This window comes from Actinoallomurus sp. NPDC050550 (assembly GCF_040655075.1).
Lineage (GTDB): Bacteria > Actinomycetota > Actinomycetes > Streptosporangiales > Streptosporangiaceae > Actinoallomurus.
In genome coordinates, this window is sequence record NZ_JBFAJC010000028.1 from 50,207 (window position 1) to 67,429 (window position 17,223).

Sequence of the window (17,223 nt, forward strand, 5' to 3'; positions counted from 1 at the left end):
TCCATCACCAGTCACCCCCGCCGCCGAAGTCACCGCCCCCATCGAAGCCTCCGAAGTCGCCGCCGCCGATGTCGAAGCCACCGTCACCGCCGTCTCCGCCGCCGCCGAAGCCCCAGTCACCGCCGCTGTCGTTGCCGGCGTCGTACCCGGCAGCGTAACCCGCGTCGTACCCACCGTGCCCGCCGAAGCCACCGCTGAACATCGAACCCAGGGCCGTGCCGATGAGCAGACCACCGAGCATGTCGCCGCCGCCGAAGCCGGAGTAGTATCCGCCGGCGTACGGCGCGTACGCCGGTCCGGCGTCCCAGTACGGGCGACGGTGACCGCCGACCGTGACGAGGCGGGTCTCCGGGTCGAGGCCGGACAGCACCGCCTGCGCGTCGGCGGCACAGGCCGGGACCTCCCGGGGCGCGCCGCCCGGGGGTGCCCACATGACGTCCTGCACCGACGGGCCGTGCTGCGGGTTGAAGAAGCAGGGCGCGCGCCGCTCGGGCACCGGTCGGCCGTCGAGGCGGGCCCGTACCGCGGTCATGTAGTAGCGGCCGTCCTCGAGAGCCTTGGTGACGTTGCGCATGTCCTCCGGCCGGCGCGCCGAGTCGGCGGCCGCCTTGGCCTGGTCGTAGGAGTCCATGGCCCGCTGGTAGTCGTCCCGGGCGGCCGAGTCGAGGCTCGGGTCCATGACGTTGAGGTTGAGCGCGGTGATGTCCTCGCCGAGCCGGGTGACGTCCTCGTAGACGCTGTCCTTGAGCTCGGCCAGCTGCTTGGCCTCCCGCTCCCGGCGCCGCTTGCGGGCGACGAAGATCAGGCCCACGATGCCCGCGACGATGAGCACCAGGACGCCGAGCACGACGAACCCGGCCGTCGCGGAGCCGGACTTCTTGTCCGCGACCGCCTTGTCGAACTGCTTGTTCAGGTTGAGCAGGAGGTCCTTGAGGTTCGAGGAGTCACCCCGCACCTGGGACACCAACGTCTTGATCTTGTCGCTGCCCAGGCCCTCGTGGGATCCCGCGAGGATCCGCTGGCCGGTCGCGTCGAGCAGGATCAGGGTGCCCTTCTTGCCCAGGGCGGTGTCGAGCTGGCGCAGGCCGGCGGTGGTGACCCGGTTCTGCTTCACGACGGCCATCCGGACCGTCGACTTGTCGTCCTTGAGCGCGCTGACCACGCTCTGCTGGTCCGAGCTCGACATCGTCGCACCGGCGTCCTTGGACAGGTAGAACCCCTGGCTCTTCAGGCCATGGACCACGTCCTGGAACCCATCGGCGCTCGCCGGCAGGGCGAACGCGAACAACAACGCGACGACGGCAGCCACCGCGGCGGGAATCGTCGAACGGCGAAACTTCATGGCGGCCTTCATGTGATCAGTGTGAGTGCTATGACTAGCTTGGACGAACCAGCGGTCAGGATGGTTCCGTGCGCGCCGAGAGATCACCGCGCAGCACCCGCTGCACCAGGTCGTCCCTGAGCTGACCGTAACCGGTAGCTGACCACACGCTACCTTCCGGATCCACTTCGTAGTAGGGGACTTCGCCGTCGAAGAGGACGTCGGGGGTGTCGTGGTCCCGCACCGCCTTCGCACAGGCCGCGCAGGCCCGGACGTCGATCCGGTCGCGGCCGCCGACGGCCCGCCACCTGACGGGCACCGGGCCGTCGCCGTGCAGGGGGTTGAAGAAGCACAGCGGGCTGGGCCGCAGGGCCTTTCCCCTCCGGGCGGCCTCGTACGCGTCGCGTCCCATGTCGATGAGCACCAGGGCCCCGGCCAGTCCGGGCACGGTCCGGTCCGTGTCGAGGACCTTTCCGGCCGCCGCGTACGCGTCGAGGGCGCGCTGGAGAAGGTCCGCGTCGCCTGGCGCGTCCTCCAGGGACTCGCCGAGCCGGATGAGCTCGACGGTGGCGTGCTCGCGCAACTCGGCGGCCGACCGTGCGGTGGTCGCCGCGGGCCGGACACCGGACCGCCGTGACGCCGCCGGCCGGAGACCGGACCGCTGGGACGCCGCGGCGTGGATCTCCGCCATCCGGCGGCGTCGCCACAGGAGCAGGGCGGCGACGCCGGTCAGCACGACCGCCCCGCCGCCCACGGCGTACGGGAGGGCTCCGCCGTTCCCACTCCGCGGGGGCGGCTTCGACTCTCCGCCGTGGTGGTCCAGGGCGTCGGCCTGCTTCCGGTAGGCGGTATGCGCCTGACCGGTGGCCATGAGCTGGACACAGCGGATCAGCTTGTCCGTCAGCGACGCGCTGTCCATGGTGCGATCGAGGGAGACGGCGCCGGCGGCCTCGATGGCGTCGCGGTCGACGCCGTACTCGTACCCGCGGATCCGGTCCGGCGACTCCGCGTCCAGCGTGAGATAGACGCCGTCCCGGCCGAGCCGGTGGTGCACGTCGTCGGCGAGATGATCGGAGTCCGGCCACGTGCCGCCCGGCACCAGCGGGACGATCACCGCGAACACCGGCATCGGCGCCCGCCTGATCGCGTCGACGAGCCGTTCGGGGTGCGGGACCGCCGAGGCCAGCGACGGGTCGACGTAGACCGGCGACCGCCGTAGCGCCGCCGCGATCCGGCCCGCCTCACTCATCGAGGATCCTCCCCAGCAGGTCGCCGAACTGGCCGTACCCGGTCTCCGCCCAGACCGTCGCGCGCTCGTAGTAGGGGCGCCCGTCGTCCAGCAGCACGTCCGGGACCTCCCGGTCGCGTACGGCCTTGGCGCATCGCGGGCAGACCCGCACGTCGCGCCTCGTACGGGTGCCGGGGGCCCGCCACGTGACCGCGATCGCGCCCTCGCCGTGCCGCGGATCGAAATAGCAGAGCGGTGCGGCGTCCTGCGGCGTCCGGCCGAGGTGAACGAGCACGAGCACGCCCGCCAGGTCGGCGAGCGACACGGCCCGGTCGAGCGCCTTACCGGCCGCGGTGTAGGCGTCCAGCGCGCGGCCGAGCTCGGACGGGTCGCCCTGGGCGTCGTCGAGCAGCTCGCCCAGCGCGATCAGGTCCTGCTCGGCGCGGGCCCGCAGGTCGTCCTCGTCCGCGCGCCGCGCCGTACCGAACACCCGGTGCGGCAGGGCGAGCCTGTCGTGCGCGGCGCGCGCCCGCCGGCGGCGCAGCAGCCACAACAGCGCCCCGCCGCCCGCCAGCACCGCCGCCGTGACCGCGACGGGCACGCCGACGGGCGTCCCGCCGTCGTGCCGGACACGGTGCGGAGCGGGCGACTTCGTTCGCGTCGGAGGGCCCGGCGGAAAGGCGTCATTGTGAGCCTTGTCGTACGCCTCGGTGCCCTTGCCGGTCGCGATCAGTTCGACGCAGCGATCGAGCCGGTCGGCGAGCGAGGACTTGTCGTACCGCCGATCGAGGGACATCGCCCACCCGGCGTCATGCGCCGACCGCCGCTGCTCCTCGGTCCCGCCCCACATCACGACGTCGAACACGTCGCCGAAGTCGGTGTCGAGCGTGACGTACGCGCCGTCCCGGCCCAGGTGCGACCGGACGACGGTGGTGACCTGCTCCGAGCTCTGCCAGGTCCCACCGGCGACGAGCGGCACCAGGACCACGTAGATCGGGATCGGGGATCGCCGGATCCGTTTCACCAGCCGCTCCCGGCGCGCCGCCGGCAGCGCCCCCTCGTACGCCGGATCGACGTACACGGGGGAGCGCCGGAGCGCCGCGGCGATCGCGGCTCCGTCACTCGACACCGAGATACTCCAGAACGTCTTCGGGAAGGTTCGCGTGCCGGCCCCGGATCTTCTCCCACAGGCCGGGTGCCTGGTAGTAGGGGCGTTTCTCGCCGTCGATGATCAGCATGAGGGGCTGGCGTTCCTCCTTCGCGGCCTGCGGGCAGGCCGCGCACAGCGGCCGCCTGCGCTCCGGCAGCCCGGGCAGCCGGACCCGGGCCGTCTCGGGCGCCGGGCCGTGCAACGGGTCGACCATGCACCGCGGGTCCGGCGTCGCCGTGTCCGCCCGCAGCGCGTCCTGCCCGTCGAGCGCCAGCACGACCACCCCGAACAGGCTGCCGGGGTCGCTCCTCTCGTCGTACAGGAGCCGGGCCGCGTCGTAGTCGGCGGTCGCCCGGCCACGGCCGTGGTTGCCGTCCGCGTGACCGAGGGCCTCGGCCAGCCGAGTGAGCTCCGCGGCGGCCTTCCTCCGCAGCCTCCGCTGTTTGAAGGTGCGGGAGTCGCCGCGAACCCCCCGGCGCACCCCGACGAAGACGAGCCGCGAGATCAGCCACAGCGGCCACAGCACGACGGCCGACACGATCAGTACGGGGAAGAAGACCTTGGCGAACTCGCCGGCCAGCTTGGCGGCGGACGGCTTCTGGTCCCGGCTGTTCGGCTCCGGCGTACGGGGCGTCGGCGGCGTGGACGGCGCGGCCGACGGAGCGCGGGTGAACGCGTCGATGACGTTGTGCAGGCGCCCGGGCAGCGACGTGCCACCGCTCGCGATGCCGAAGTCGAGCGACGTCTTCCGTGGGACCTGGTAGGACGTCCAGTCCAGATCGCCGTTCTGGTCGGCGACCAGGTAGACGCCGGGCCGGCCCAGCCGTCGCTGCAGCAGGTAGGTGAAGTAGTCGGCCTCGCCACCCGACTCGTCCTCGCGCAGCAGCGGCACGCCGACCAGGTAGATCGGGATGCCGGCCGCGCCGATCTGCTTCCCGAGGGCCGCCCGGTCGCGGGCGTCCAGCAGGTAGGAGACGTCCGGGTCGACGAAGACGGGCGACCGCCGCAACGCGGCGGCGATCCGGTCCAGGCGGTCGGCGTCGGCCGCCGACGCCGCCCCGGCCGACGCGACGGACGCCAGGAGCGACAGGGCGAGCAGCCCCGCGGCGACCGACCGGCTCACGAGCGCACGCATGCACCACAGGGGAAGGCGCAGCAGGCGAGCGGCGATCACGGACGCGACGGACGCGAGGAGCGATAGGGCGAGCAGCCCCACCGCGAGCGACCGACTGGCGCGCGTGCACCGTCGGCGAAGGCGCAGCAGGCGAGTGGCGATCACCCGGCGTGCCGACGGGCGTGCGAGCGATGGCCCGCGTGCCGGCGACGGCGGGTGCGCGGGTGGGCGTGGGCGCGGAGAGAAGCGGCGCATCAGCGGGCTCTCTTTCCACGGTTGTGCCGGCTCCGGGGTCGCTTGCCGCCGACCTGTTCGGCGCGAGGCCGTTTTCTCCCGGACCGCCACGCGATCCAGGCCACGGCGAGGGCCGCCACGCCCAGCCCCGAAAGCGCTCCGGCCTGCTGGGCCTCGTCGATCGTGTCGGACGCCTCCCGGTACGGCTTCGGCTCCCAACCGGACTTGCCCTTGGCGTGCGCCTCGTCGTAACGCTGCTGGGCCCGCCCGGACCGGATGTTGTCCACGAAACGCCGGATGGCACGCACGGGACCGGCGTTGTACGGCTCGGAGTAGATGATCTCGTCGGCCGCCGGTCCGATGGGCAGGTTGGTACCGAACTGCTGGGCGTCCACGCCGATACCGTTCGACGGCATGACGACGTACACGCCGGGCCGCTGCAGCTTGTCGTGGAGCAGGGCGATCAGGGCCGTCGGGCTCTTGACCGGATCTTCATCCGACTGCGTCTCGGCGACCACGGCGAGGTAGGTCGGAACCGGCATCCCACGCACCGCCGCCCGGATCTTCCCGGCGTCTTCCGGGGACACGTCGCGCGGCACATGGTCGCTGATGAAGACGGGATCGTGAGCGAGTTGCGCGGCGATGTAGTCGGCCTTGGTGACCACGGCCGGGGCCGGCGTCGTTTGCGGAGCTTGCACCGGGACCGCCGGAGTGAAGGGCCCCAACCCGGCACCAAGCGCCACAGCGGTCACGGCTGGGACAAAACGCACTGGCCACACGGCCAGGAGCCTACCGGCGAGTGTTCGCGAGGATCATTCGCCCCGTCAGTGACCGCGCACGCTCGGTCATGCCGACCCCCGGACCTCGCCGGCGGTGACCTCGCCGCGGATCGGATCCCCGTTCCGTGCGGTCTCCCAGAGCAGCCGCAGGAAGAAGGCCGGGTCATCGGGAAGCGGCGGGTGACTCTGACGCTTCCTGTCGTAGCGGATGACGAAGATTCGGAACCGCACGTGGCGCTCGTCGGGAGCGAGGGCGAGCACGCGAGCGCCGTACAGGTCGGTCAGCATCAAGATCTCTCCGGGGACGCCATGTCGAGGGGGTCCGTGATCACATCCATCCCCGAAGGGACAGGACCTAGCTCGGGAGTGGCGGCTGCGAGGTGTCGAAGCGTCTCCGGGCCTCGTGGATCTCGGGCAGATGGCCCTCTGCCCACGTGATGAGGTCGGTCGCGCCTTTCAACAGCATCCGCCCTAGATCGGTCAGCTCGTACTCCACCCGCGGCGGGACGACCGGATAGATGGTCCGGGTGACCAGCCCGTTGCGCTCCAGCCCGCGCAGCGTCACGGTGAGCATCCGCTGACTGATGCCGTCGACCGAGCGCTTGAGCTCGTTGAACCGGCGACGATGACCTACCGCTCGACCGGCATCCATGTGGAAGGCGGCGACTTCGTCCTCGACGGCGAACTCACCCTCAAGGACGTGACCCAGAGCGTGCCCCTCACCCTCCAGGTGCACGGCTTCGGCCCCGACTACTTCCTGCCCGACCCGCAATCCGGCGCGCGGGCCGGCTTCACCGCCACCGGCGAGGTCAGCCGCCTGGCCTTCGGAGTCGGCGACAACAGCCCACTGCCCGGCGGCGGCATCGGACTGAGCGACAAGGTCCAGATCACACTGGAGATCGAGGCCGTCCTGCAAAAGTAGTCTCCGCCCAGGGCGATCGCCCCGGGCGTGTCTCACGATCTACTGGACGAGCTCTAGGAGTCCTTGATCTCGCAGATGACGGCGCCGTTGGAGACCGTCTGGCCGACCTCCGCGGACAGCCCGGTGACGGTGCCCGCCTTGTGCGCCGTGAGCGGCTGCTCCATCTTCATGGCCTCGAGAACCACGATGGTGGCTCCCACCTCGACCGTTGCGCCGTCCTCGACGAGGATCTTGACGATCGTGCCCTGCATCGGGCTGACCAGGGAGTCTCCACCGGCGGCCGCCGCGCCGCCCTTCTTACCGCCACGTCGCCGGGCCGGGGTCGCACGGCCGGACCCGGAGGCGCCGGTGGAGGCGGTGGCGCCCAGCCCGGCGGGGAGCACCACCTCAATGCGCTTGCCGCCGACCTCGACGGTGACCCTCTCCCGCTCGGCGGCCTCTTCGGTCTCCACCGCCGCGTCGTACGGCGGGATCGTGTTGTCGAACTCGGTCTCGATCCAGCGCGTGTGCACCCGGAACGGCGCGTCGACGAACGCCGGATCCTCGATGACCGTGCGGTGGAACGGGATGACCGTGGGCATTCCGCCGACCTCGAACTCCGCGAGCGCGCGCCGGGCACGCTGGAGCGCCTCCGTCCGGTTCGCGCCCGTGACGATCAGCTTCGCGATCATCGAGTCGTACATCTGCGGGACCGTCATGCCCTGCTCGAAGCCCGAGTCGAGGCGTACACCCGGCCCGCTCGGGGAGCTCCAGCGGGTGATCGTTCCCGGCGCGGGCAGGAAGTTGCGGCCGGCGTCCTCCGCGTTGATGCGGAACTCGATCGAGTGCCCGCGCAGCGCCGGGTCGTCGTACCCCAGCTCCTCGCCCTCGGCGACGCGGAACATCTCGCGGACCAGATCCACGCCGGCGACCTCCTCGGTCACCGGGTGTTCGACCTGCAGACGGGTGTTCACCTCGAGGAACGAGATCGTGCCGTCCTGGCCGACGAGGAACTCGCAGGTCCCCGCGCCGACGTACCCGGCCTCCCGCAGGATCGCCTTCGAGCTGGAGTACAGGGTCGCCAGCTGCTCCTCGGACAGGAACGGCGCCGGGGCCTCCTCCACCAGCTTCTGGTGCCGGCGCTGCAGCGAGCAGTCACGCGTCGAGACCACGACGACGTTGCCGTGCTGGTCGGCGAGGCACTGGGTCTCCACGTGACGCGGCTTGTCGAGGTACCGCTCGACGAAGCACTCCCCGCGCCCGAAGGAGGCGACCGCCTCGCGGACGGCCGATTCGTACAGCTCGGGGACCTCCTCGAGCGTACGGGCCACCTTCAACCCACGGCCTCCGCCGCCGAACGCCGCCTTGATGGCGATCGGCAGCCCGTGCTCGCGAGCGAACTCCACGACCTCGTCGGCGCCCCCGACCGGGTCCTTGGTGCCCGCGACCAGCGGAGCGCCGACCTTCTGCGCGATGTGCCGCGCCTGCACCTTGTCGCCGAGCGCCACGATCGCGCTCGGCGGCGGGCCGATCCAGGTCAGCCCGGCGTCGATCACCGCCTCGGCGAACCCGGCGTTCTCGGCGAGGAACCCGTACCCGGGATGCACGGCGTCGGCGCCACTCTCCTTGGCGATCCGAAGCAGCTTGTCGATGTCGAGGTAGGTCTCGGCGGCGGTCTGCCCGCCCAGCGCGTACGCCTCGTCGGCGACCCGCGTGTGGAGCCCGTCCAGGTCCGGCTCGGAGTAGACGGCGACACTGCCGATTCCGGCGTCCCTGCACGCCCGTGCGATACGGACGGCGATCTCACCCCGGTTGGCGATCAGGACCTTGCGCACGTACGACTCCTCGCTCTTGCCGACCGACCGAGTTTAAGCAACCCGGCTTCTCTCATGCTCAAGGGCCGTCGGGTTATGGCGATCTCCAATGTAACCAACCACTTGCTCGGGCGTCCCGGCGGTCGCCGCCCACGGGGTCTTAGGCCAGGGCGATGAGCCGGTAGAGAGGGTCGGGCCGAGCCACCTCCTGGTCCGGCAGCGAGGCCAGCTCATCGGCGATCCGTGCCGGATCGGCCGCGCGAGCCCAGGGGATCCGGCCCTCCAGAATCCGCTCGCGCCACTGCCGCGGACTCCGGCCCTGCCCGATCCCGGCGAAGGTCGTCTCTCCGACCACCCGAAGACCGTGCCCGGCCGCCGACGCGACCACGCGGTCCACGTGGTCGGGCCCCTTCGGGACGTACGCACTCCGCACGGCCGCCGTCACCGCGGCGACATCGCTGTCGACGGCGAAGGCGGCCTGGTTCTTGTCCACCGTGGTGATCAGGACGCCTCCGGCCCGGAGCACACGCGCGGCCTCGGCGAGAACCGGCGCCGCGTCGTCGAGCAGGTGGAGCAGCCAGACGACCACGACGGCGTCCGCGCGGGCGGACCCGACCGGAAGACGCGCCCCGTCGCCCAGGGCCACGGCACCGGACAGCCGAGTCGAGGCGACTGCGGCCATGCCCTGTGAGCGATCGACGCCGACCACCCGACGCCCGGGACGGGTCAGCCGCCTGGTCACGATCCCGGTGCCGCACGCGACGTCCAACAGAACGCGCGTGTCCTCCGGCAGCAACCGCTCGACGGCCCCGGCGGCGGCCACGGCCCGCGCCTCTCCACCTCGGGACGCGTCGTACCCCGCGGCCTCGCGGTCATAGTCCAGCACGACGACAACGTACCGAAATCAGCCACTAAATGGCTTATCGGGTGTTGTACGGGCGCGAATCCGCCTTTTTCGGATGCTGAGTTCACCCATGGAGGTCAGCGGGAGCGCGAGGCGATGAGCTCCGCGTAGCGTTCCCGGAACTGCGGCAACCGCTGTGCGAGATCACTCAGCACCGACACCATCTCGTTCGCGTCACGAAAGGGATAGCACTCAGAGTGCAGAGCGAGGTGCACCCGTACGACGTCCTCCCCGTCACGCAACCATGACTCCAGGGTGCGTTGCATCGATGCGCCGTTCTCGGTGCCCGACCAGGCGGCGACTCCCAGATAGATATCCGCGTCGTCCAACGAGGTTCGCCCGGCGACCACGGCATCGGCGACAAGGTCCGCGATGTCCTCCGAACCCAGCACCACCATCAGGTTTTCGATGGCCGCACACAGCCCGTCGGTCGGCCCTCCATAGGGGCCTTCCTCCATCAGCGGGCGCACGGCCAGCAGCCTGCCGAGTGCCGCCTCCTGCGCCGACTCGATCATCCATACCTCCGTAGGCGGTCCGTTCCCGGCCGGCCGCAGAGCTTCGCGGCGGGTAATCCCGATGAGGCGGGATATCGTACGGGCGGGTGAAGCGCTTCGGCAGGAGACACCGCATGCCACGGACGTTCGCTGCCGAGCGCGGTTGGACCTGCGGCATCTCGCGCAAGGAGGAAAGCGCGCTCCTCGAACGACTTCGTGGGGAGCCGTTCCACCCACCTGAGCGGGCCCCGGACGCGTTTCCGTACCCGGTGCTCGGTCGCCACCGGCACCGGCTGTGGGACGTGATGCGCGGTGCGTATCGCGACCGGTCCGCGGTCGTCTTCGGATACAGGCGTGAGCAGGAGATCCTCGATGACAGCTTCGGCCGCCGCGGCTGGGAGAACTCGTCCTACTGGATCGCCGCCCTGCTTGACCTGCCCGCTCCGGTGCCGCGCCTGCAGGTGACGCCTCGCACGTCGGTGCCACCCGAGCGACCGGGTGTCGAGACCGGCGATCCGCGGGTGGATGGGCGATTCCACGTCCACACCAACGACCCCACATGGGCGGGCGGGGCGCTGCGCGAGCTGGCCCCGGTTCTGCTCGACGGGCCCGCTCAGGCGTGGCGCATCTCGGGCACGTCCATTCTGACGTGGAGTAATGCCGACGGCATTCCACTCGCCCACGTCGAGGCCACACTGGATCGACTGTCCACGATCGCCGGCCGCCTAGCGCCATCAGCCTGAAGCACGCGGTTCACGCGGCACCGGCCGTTTCTGGTCCTGTCCGCCAGGGCAAGGGCTCCCGCCGTAATTCTCCGTGTCCGCTCGAGGATTTGCCTTCGAGGCCTCCCCGGCAATGTGCCGAGCAAGAAGCTCGGAAACCAGCATGCGATCATGGTGATTTCCGATGCCATTCCGGTAATGCGCGACGCCGACCGTACTCGATGACCGAACTTCTCATCCGTCCATGACGAGCCCGCAGGTGCCATCGTCGGGGCGGGACGCCGGAGGGAGAAGTAATGCGCCCGAGTGCCGCCGGGGCGCTCGCCGTCCTGCGAGAACGTGACTTCCGGCGATTCTTCATCGGTCAGTCGGCGTCGCTGCTCGGCGACGGCATGGTCGGCGTCGCACTGGCGTTCGCGGTCCTCGGCCTCACCGGGTCGCCCGCAGATCTCGGGTACGTTTTGGCGGCTAAGACGATCACCCTCATCGCGGGCCTGCTGGTCGGCGGTGTTATCGCCGACCGGCTGCCCCGCCGCCGGATCATGGTGGTCGCCGACCTGGCGCGCTTCCTCGGGCAGGGAACGATGGCCGCGTTGCTGATCAGCGGTCACGCGACGATCTGGGAACTGGCGGCCCTCCAAGCCGTGCACGGCGCGGCGAGCGCCGTGTTCAACCCCGCGTCCACCGGCCTCGTTCCCGCCATCGTCACCGGCGGGCGCCTTCAACAGGCCAACGCGCTGCGTGGGCTGGCGATCTCGATAGGGAAGATCGCCGGTCCCGTCCTGGCCGGCCTCTTGCTCGCGCTGGCCGGCCCCGGATGGGCGATCGCCGCCGACGCGGCCACCTTCGCGCTCAGCGCGATCATGCTCACCCGGCTACGACCACCCGCGCACCGGCCGCCACCCGCTCAGTCCGTCGTACGCGACCTGCGGGAGGGCTGGACGGAGTTCAGCTCCAGGCCCTGGCTGCTGACGCTCGTCACCACGGCGTCGCTCACCAACCTGCTGTTCGCGGCGTTCTACGTACTCGGCCCGGCGATCACCGCCCGGTCATCCGGTGGGCCGGCGGAATGGGCCACCATCCAGGCCGTCATCGGTGCCGGGTCCCTCATCGGTGGCATCGCAGCCCTGCACCTCCACCCGCGACGCCCACTGCGTACCGGCGTGCTCGCCATCGCCCTCTGTGCGCTGCCCACCCTCGGTCTCGCCGGTCGCCTCCCCGTCATCGCCGTGGCCGGCCTCGCACTCCTCTGCGGCCTCGGGATGACGGTCTTCAACACCTTCATGGAGACGGCCCTCCAACACCACGTCCCCGCGGGTGCCCTGTCCCGGGTCAGCGCCTACGACTGGTTCGGGTCCTTCGCCTGTCAGCCCATCGGCCAGGCCACGGCCGGTCCGCTCGCGGCGGGACTCGGCGCCCACGCGGCCCTTTGGTTGACGGGCGTCCTGCAGTTCCTCGTCGCCCTGGGTGCCCTCACGGTCCCCGCGATCCGCCGCCTCCCGGCCGGAACCCCTGACGCGCCGACCCCCGTCCACCAAGAGTCCTGAGTACGGCTTTCGGGAACGAGTGAGTTTAGGTCGGCCGAACTGGTCCGAGAATCGGTGATATCACCTCGGTGGTCAGGCTGTGGAGTTATGTACGTCATGGCCGCTGTTGTTCGATCTTGTCGCAGGTCGGTGGCCGGAAGCGGACAGGGGGAAGGGTTCCGTGGGTGCGGCTGTCAATGCTTAATTGGCACGGCAATCTGAAAAGGGACCACTAAGAGTAGTGAGGTCACGTTCCAGATTGGGAGCGTCCCTCACTGCGCCGGCTCGGGCCGCCCCTGGGGTCGGAGCGATGGGGAAGCGCCGCGCTCAGCGTGGCCTGTTGCGACCTGGTCGTCCGCGGTGTCGCCCCGCATGGCCCGCACCGGTGCGACGGGGCATCGGAATCGACCGAGCGACGCGGAAGCGACAGCGAACGGAAGGAGATGGCTGATGGGTGGCATCTACGGCGGCGATCCCGAGGCCATGAAGAGGCTTGCCAGTCTCTTCCAGAAGCACGGCCACGAGCTCGACCAGATCATCAGAGACCTCAACTCGAACACTCAGAGCAGCCAGAGCATCTGGCAGGGGCCGGGCGCCAACCGGTTCCGCGAGGCATGGGCGCAGGCGAAGCCGTCGTTCGACAAGATGGTCATCGCCTTCCAGGAGGCGCACAAGGACATCAACAGCCGAGCCGAGGGCTTCCGAAACGTCGGCAAGTAGTCGCTTCCCGACACGGGGTGCCGCGGGCTGCGGCACCCCGCGCGTGCGTGCTGACCTGCAAAACGCTCAACGGTGTCCCTGCACGGCGGCTACGACGGCTTGGATGGGATTGGGCTGGCCCAGGCGGACGAAGAGGCCGCGGCCGGTGGGGCCGTCTACCGAGATCTGGCGCGGGAGGCGGAGGTTGAAGACGTCGCCGTCGTCGGGGGAGTTGACGGCGAGGAGGACGCCGGTGCGGGAGCGTCTCGTGTCGGCGATGTAGCCGCTGTAGCCACGCGCCAGGTCCTGGGTCGTTCCGCCGATGATGACCGCCTGTTCGGCGTCCCTGGCCTGCCGGAGAATGCGGACGAGCACGTCGTCGAACGGCGTCGAATCCAGGAGCTCCGCGTCGTCGACCACCACCACGTACCGGCTCACCCCGCCGACCACCTCCTCGAACCGGTGGGCGTCGTCCGGCGTCTCCAGCATCGCGAGCACACCGGGCTCGCCGCGCAGCTCCCGCAGCGGCGACCGGCGCGGACACACAAGAACCACCGGCACGGTGCCCTCGCCGATCTTCGGGTCGAGCAGCGACGTCACCATCGTCATGAGGACGGTCGAGCGGCCGGACCGCGGTGGGCCGGCGACGGTGAAGCCGGGGCCTTCGGCGAGGAGGTCGACGCCCACCGGGCCGAGTTCGTCGCCGCCCGCGCCCACCAGCGCCCACAGCGGGGACGGCGCGACGAAGTCGGGGTCCAAGGCCAGCGCCTCGGCATAGGTGATGCGGACCGGGAGTTCGTCCACGTGCAGCGGCCGCTGGGCGCGGGATGGGCGATCGTAGGACCGCTCGGCCTCGCGCGAGAGGCGTTGGAGGGCCGCGACCTGGGCGGTGCCGGAGGCGACCTCGGTCAGCAACGCTATCTGGGACTCACGCGGCGCGGCGCCACCAGGCCCGACCGGCTCGAGTACGCGGCCGGGCGGCATGTCGGACGGCACCTGGCGTTCGTTGACGCCCGCGTACGTGTAGTCGTTCGGGTCGGCCATGCGCAGGATGAGGCGGTCGTCGAACACCGTGGAGACCTGGCCGGTCAGGCCGGTTCGGTCGCCGGTGAAGACGGCGCGCAGGCCTACGGCGGCGCCTTCGCGGAGGAGGCGCAGGACGGAGTCGATGAGGCGGCCGTAGTCGTAGTTCTCGAAGGCGGCGACGAAGCCCTCCCAGCGATCCAGCATGAGGAGCATCCAGGGCAGGCGTTCGGTCGGGGCTACGGCGGTGCGTTGTTCGGCCAAGGAGGAGAAGCCGGTCACGGCGAGGATCTGCTGGCGGCGGCCGACCTCGGCGTGGAGGCGCGCCAGGAGGCGTTCTACGCGTTCCGGCTGGTCGCGGGCGACGACGGCGCCGCAGTGCGGGAGGGCGACCAGGGGGAGGAGCGCGTTCGCGCCGCAGTCGATTGCGTACAGGTGGACGTCGGCGGGCCCACCGGTCGAGGCGAGGGAGCCCGCGAGCGTTCGGAGGGCGGTGGAGCGGCCGGAGCGGGCCGCGCCCGCGACGTACAGGTGGCCGCCGTGCACGAGGTCGAGTGCGAGGACGGAGCGGGACTGAGCGGACGGCAGGTCGGTCAGGCCGTACGCGAGCGGTGGCACGTCGTCGTGGTCGGTGAAGATCGCGGGAAGGTCTTCGAGGGTGACGCGGGACGGCAGCGGCTCGAGCCAGGGCGGTGGCTGGTCGTCGAGGCCGGCGCGGTCGGCGGCCTCACGGATCGCGGCGACGAGTGCCTTGAGGTCGGTGACGGTCGTGGCCTCGTCCTCGGCGGCCTCACTCAAGGAAAGCGGTCGGCCGAGGCTCGGCCAGGGCAGTGGGACGACCTCGGCGGGGACCGCCGTGTGGGCGCCGGGGCGGCGGCCGCCGATCCGGGCCGACTGGACGGCTTGCGGAGCGGCGGCGCCGGACCGTACGTAGCAGCGGCCGGGTGTGGACTTGGAGATCCGGGCGGCGGACGGGTCGTCGATGACGTCGGCGGAGTGCTCGGGGCTGGTGACGCGCAGGGCGATCCGCAGGTTGGTGTTGGCGCGGATGTCGGCGGTGACGACCCCGGCGGGGCGCTGGGTGGCGAGCAGGAGGTGGACGCCGAGGGAACGGCCGCGGCGGCCGATGTCGACGAGGCCGTCGACGAAGTCGGGCAGGTCTTCGGCCATCGTGGCGAACTCGTCGATGACGAGGACGAGGCGCGGCATCCGGGACGCCGCGCGGGGGTCGCCGTCGTCGTACAGCTCGTAGTAGTCCTCGATGTCCTTGGCCCCGGCGTGCAGCAGGATCTCCTCGCGCCGTCGCAGCTCGGCGCCGAGGGACTCCAGGGCGCGTTCGGTGAGGTGGCCGTCGAGGTCGGTGACCATGCCGGCGACGTGCGGTAGTGACGCGCAGTCCTTGAACGCCGCGCCGCCCTTGTAGTCGATCAGCACGAACGTCATCTCGTCGGGGCGGTTCGCCACCGCGAGTGACGCGATGACGGTCTGCAACAGCTCCGACTTGCCCGCGCCCGTTGTACCGGCGATGAGGCCGTGCGGGCCGTCGACGCTCAGGTCGACGGTGAACACTCCGTCGGCGGACAGGCCGACCGGCGCGGTGGTCGTACGGCCGCCGGCCGCCCAGATCGCCTGGACGTGGGCGGCGGTGGGCGTCGGCATGCCGAGGATCTCGAGCAGGCGGGCCTCGCGCGGGACCATCGACTCGGCGTCGTCGCGGGACACGTCGCGTACGGGGGCGAGGGCGCGGGCCATGCGGTCGCACCAGCCGGTGGACACCTGGTCGGCCAGGATCGGGCCGATGGAGTCGAGTCCGTGGCCGCGCAGCCGTACGTGATCGGGGCGGTCCCAGTCCCAGACGGCGACGGCGGTGCACTCCTCCGGCAGGAGGCGCTCGTCGTCGTCGACGCAGATGGCGTGCAGTCCGACCATGGGCCCGCCGGACAGCACCTGGGGCATGCCGGGCACCCGGCGCAACTGCCGCGCGCCGTCCATGACCAGGAGGATGTCGTACGGGCCGGAGCCCTGGGCGGTGCCGCCGAGCAGCCCGCTCGAGGAGCCGTCGGCGGCGCGGCGGCGTTCGGTGATGCGGATCGCGAGTTCGGTGATGCGCCGGGCGACAGACTCGGGATCGGCGCCGATGAGGGCGACGCACTCCTCGCCTTCGCGGGGGGTGGAGTGGGGCAGCCAGCGCACCCAGTTCCAGTGCTCGGCGCCGTCCGGGTCCGACGACAGGACGACGATCGCCAGGTCGCGGGGGCTGTGCAGGGCGGCGGCCTGGGCGACCAGCCAGCGGGCGAGGGCGCGGGAGCGGTCGCGCGGTCCGGCCAGCCCGATCACGCCGAGGTCGGCGAGCGGCAGCGTGACCGGGACGGTGCGCGCGACGGGCGGCTCGGGCATGACGGGCTCGGTGTCGCCGCCGCGGCCCGGGGTGAGCTCGATGCGGGCGGGCAGGTCGGCCACGCCGACGCGCAGGTGCAGCGCGTCGGCGTCGGTGCGGCGGCGTTCCCAGAGCCGCCGCCGGGGGCCGGTGGCGGTCAGCAGCACCTCGGCCGGGTCGGGCGCGAGGGCGCGGCGGTCGTCCTCGTCGGCGCGCCGCAGGGCTTCCAGGGTCTCGTCGAACTCTGCCTTGGCGTGCCGGTAGTCCTTCATCGCCTTCTTGTAGGACCTGCGGCCGTACAGCCGGTCGCCGATCCACTCGCCGACCTGGATGACGGGGTACGCCAGGGCCATCAGCACCCAGTACCACTGACCGGTGACCACGGCCATGACGACGCCGGTCGCGGCGAACAGCAGGGATCCGAGCAGGCGAAGCCGTTCCCGCCGGCTCGGCGGCGGCTGCTGCGGGACCTCGAGCGCGGAGCGCCGCTCGGGCGGCAGCAGGCGCGGCGGCCGGTTGTAGGCGAGCCCGCCGTCCTCGAGGGGCGACAGGTGCGCGTCCGGGGCGGTGGACGGGACGTACGTCAGCACGGACGAGCCGACCATGAGGACTCCGCCAGGCGGCCACTCGACCGTGCCGTCGAGGGCGTGGCCGCTCACGGTGACGCGGTGCGACTCGACCGTGATCAGCAGGGCGTGCGGGGGCACGGACGGGTCGCCGAGGCGTACGTCCACGTCGGGACCGCTGCCGACGGTGGTCTCGCCGATACCGATGCGGTGCACCGCGCCGGAGGCGGGGCCGCCGGTCACGCGGATCTCGGCGCTCCCGGTGGGCTCGGTCAGGACGGTCGCGACGGCGTCGGCCGGGTCGAGGGCCACGAGCGCGCCGTCGCGCAGCATCCGCGCGGCGGGCGTGGCCGGGTCGAGCATGCGCCCGC

General features: G+C 71.5%; 15 protein-coding genes. 4 read left to right on the top strand and 11 right to left on the bottom strand.

Annotated features, from left to right (window positions below):
• Positions 1–4 precede the first annotated feature (4 nt).
• From AB0I04_RS32415 to AB0I04_RS32445, 7 genes are all read right to left on the bottom strand, one after another.
• Positions 5–1,342 (bottom strand): hypothetical protein, encoded by a 1,338-nt coding sequence (locus AB0I04_RS32415; protein WP_360893021.1) that lies wholly within the window; start codon positions 1,340–1,342, stop codon positions 5–7.
• A gap of 55 nt (positions 1,343–1,397) precedes the next feature.
• Entirely contained in the window at positions 1,398–2,570 is a 1,173-nt protein-coding gene (locus tag AB0I04_RS32420) for a hypothetical protein (RefSeq protein WP_360893024.1), read from the bottom strand.
• Positions 2,563–3,678, bottom strand: a complete 1,116-nt coding sequence (locus tag AB0I04_RS32425; protein ID WP_360893027.1) for a hypothetical protein — start codon at positions 3,676–3,678, stop codon at positions 2,563–2,565. Before AB0I04_RS32425 ends, AB0I04_RS32420 begins: the two co-directional genes overlap by 8 nt.
• Complete coding sequence (locus AB0I04_RS32430) at positions 3,668–4,834, bottom strand: hypothetical protein (protein WP_360893030.1); 1,167 nt, start codon at positions 4,832–4,834, stop codon at positions 3,668–3,670. The genes AB0I04_RS32425 and AB0I04_RS32430 overlap by 11 nt, the downstream gene beginning before the upstream one ends.
• 233 nt (positions 4,835–5,067) lie before the next feature.
• A complete protein-coding gene (locus AB0I04_RS32435) occupies positions 5,068–5,745 on the bottom strand; it encodes a hypothetical protein (RefSeq protein ID WP_360893033.1) in 678 nt (225 codons plus the stop codon).
• A 147-nt stretch (positions 5,746–5,892) separates the two neighbouring features.
• Positions 5,893–6,117 (bottom strand): hypothetical protein, encoded by a 225-nt coding sequence (locus AB0I04_RS32440; protein ID WP_360893036.1) that lies wholly within the window; start codon positions 6,115–6,117, stop codon positions 5,893–5,895.
• A gap of 64 nt (positions 6,118–6,181) precedes the next feature.
• Positions 6,182–6,400, bottom strand: a complete 219-nt coding sequence (locus tag AB0I04_RS32445) for a helix-turn-helix domain-containing protein (RefSeq protein WP_360893039.1) — start codon at positions 6,398–6,400, stop codon at positions 6,182–6,184.
• Between the two features lie 51 nt (positions 6,401–6,451).
• Here AB0I04_RS32445 and AB0I04_RS32450 point away from each other — a divergent pair, with 51 nt between their 5' ends.
• On the top strand, positions 6,452–6,748 hold the full coding sequence (locus tag AB0I04_RS32450) for a YceI family protein (RefSeq protein WP_360893042.1): 297 nt from the start codon (positions 6,452–6,454) through the stop codon (positions 6,746–6,748).
• Between the two features lie 53 nt (positions 6,749–6,801).
• Here AB0I04_RS32450 and AB0I04_RS32455 read toward each other — a convergent pair whose 3' ends face one another.
• The 3 genes from AB0I04_RS32455 to AB0I04_RS32465 form a co-directional block, all read right to left on the bottom strand.
• Positions 6,802–8,562: a biotin carboxylase N-terminal domain-containing protein gene (locus AB0I04_RS32455; RefSeq protein ID WP_360893045.1), complete on the bottom strand. Its 1,761-nt coding sequence runs from the start codon at positions 8,560–8,562 to the stop codon at positions 6,802–6,804.
• 139 nt (positions 8,563–8,701) lie between these two features.
• Complete coding sequence (locus tag AB0I04_RS32460) at positions 8,702–9,427, bottom strand: class I SAM-dependent methyltransferase (RefSeq protein ID WP_360893048.1); 726 nt, start codon at positions 9,425–9,427, stop codon at positions 8,702–8,704.
• 95 nt (positions 9,428–9,522) lie between these two features.
• Entirely contained in the window at positions 9,523–9,960 is a 438-nt protein-coding gene (locus tag AB0I04_RS32465; protein ID WP_360893050.1) for a hypothetical protein, read from the bottom strand.
• Positions 9,961–10,073: 113 nt separating this feature from the next.
• Between AB0I04_RS32465 and AB0I04_RS32470 the strand changes: the two genes are divergently transcribed.
• The 3 genes from AB0I04_RS32470 to AB0I04_RS32480 all read left to right on the top strand — a co-directional run bounded on the left by AB0I04_RS32470 (position 10,074) and on the right by AB0I04_RS32480 (position 12,907).
• On the top strand, positions 10,074–10,682 hold the full coding sequence (locus tag AB0I04_RS32470) for a hypothetical protein (protein ID WP_360893053.1): 609 nt from the start codon (positions 10,074–10,076) through the stop codon (positions 10,680–10,682).
• 275 nt (positions 10,683–10,957) lie between these two features.
• Entirely contained in the window at positions 10,958–12,208 is a 1,251-nt protein-coding gene (locus tag AB0I04_RS32475; protein ID WP_360893056.1) for an MFS transporter, read from the top strand.
• A gap of 429 nt (positions 12,209–12,637) precedes the next feature.
• The gene (locus tag AB0I04_RS32480; RefSeq protein WP_360893059.1) at positions 12,638–12,907 is read left to right on the top strand and encodes a WXG100 family type VII secretion target; all 270 of its coding nucleotides are present in this window, start codon (positions 12,638–12,640) and stop codon (positions 12,905–12,907) included.
• Positions 12,908–12,973: 66 nt separating this feature from the next.
• Here the strand turns inward: AB0I04_RS32480 and AB0I04_RS32485 are convergent, their stop codons facing one another.
• Positions 12,974–17,215 (bottom strand): FtsK/SpoIIIE domain-containing protein, encoded by a 4,242-nt coding sequence (locus tag AB0I04_RS32485; protein WP_360893062.1) that lies wholly within the window; start codon positions 17,213–17,215, stop codon positions 12,974–12,976.
• Positions 17,216–17,223: the final 8 nt, after the last annotated feature.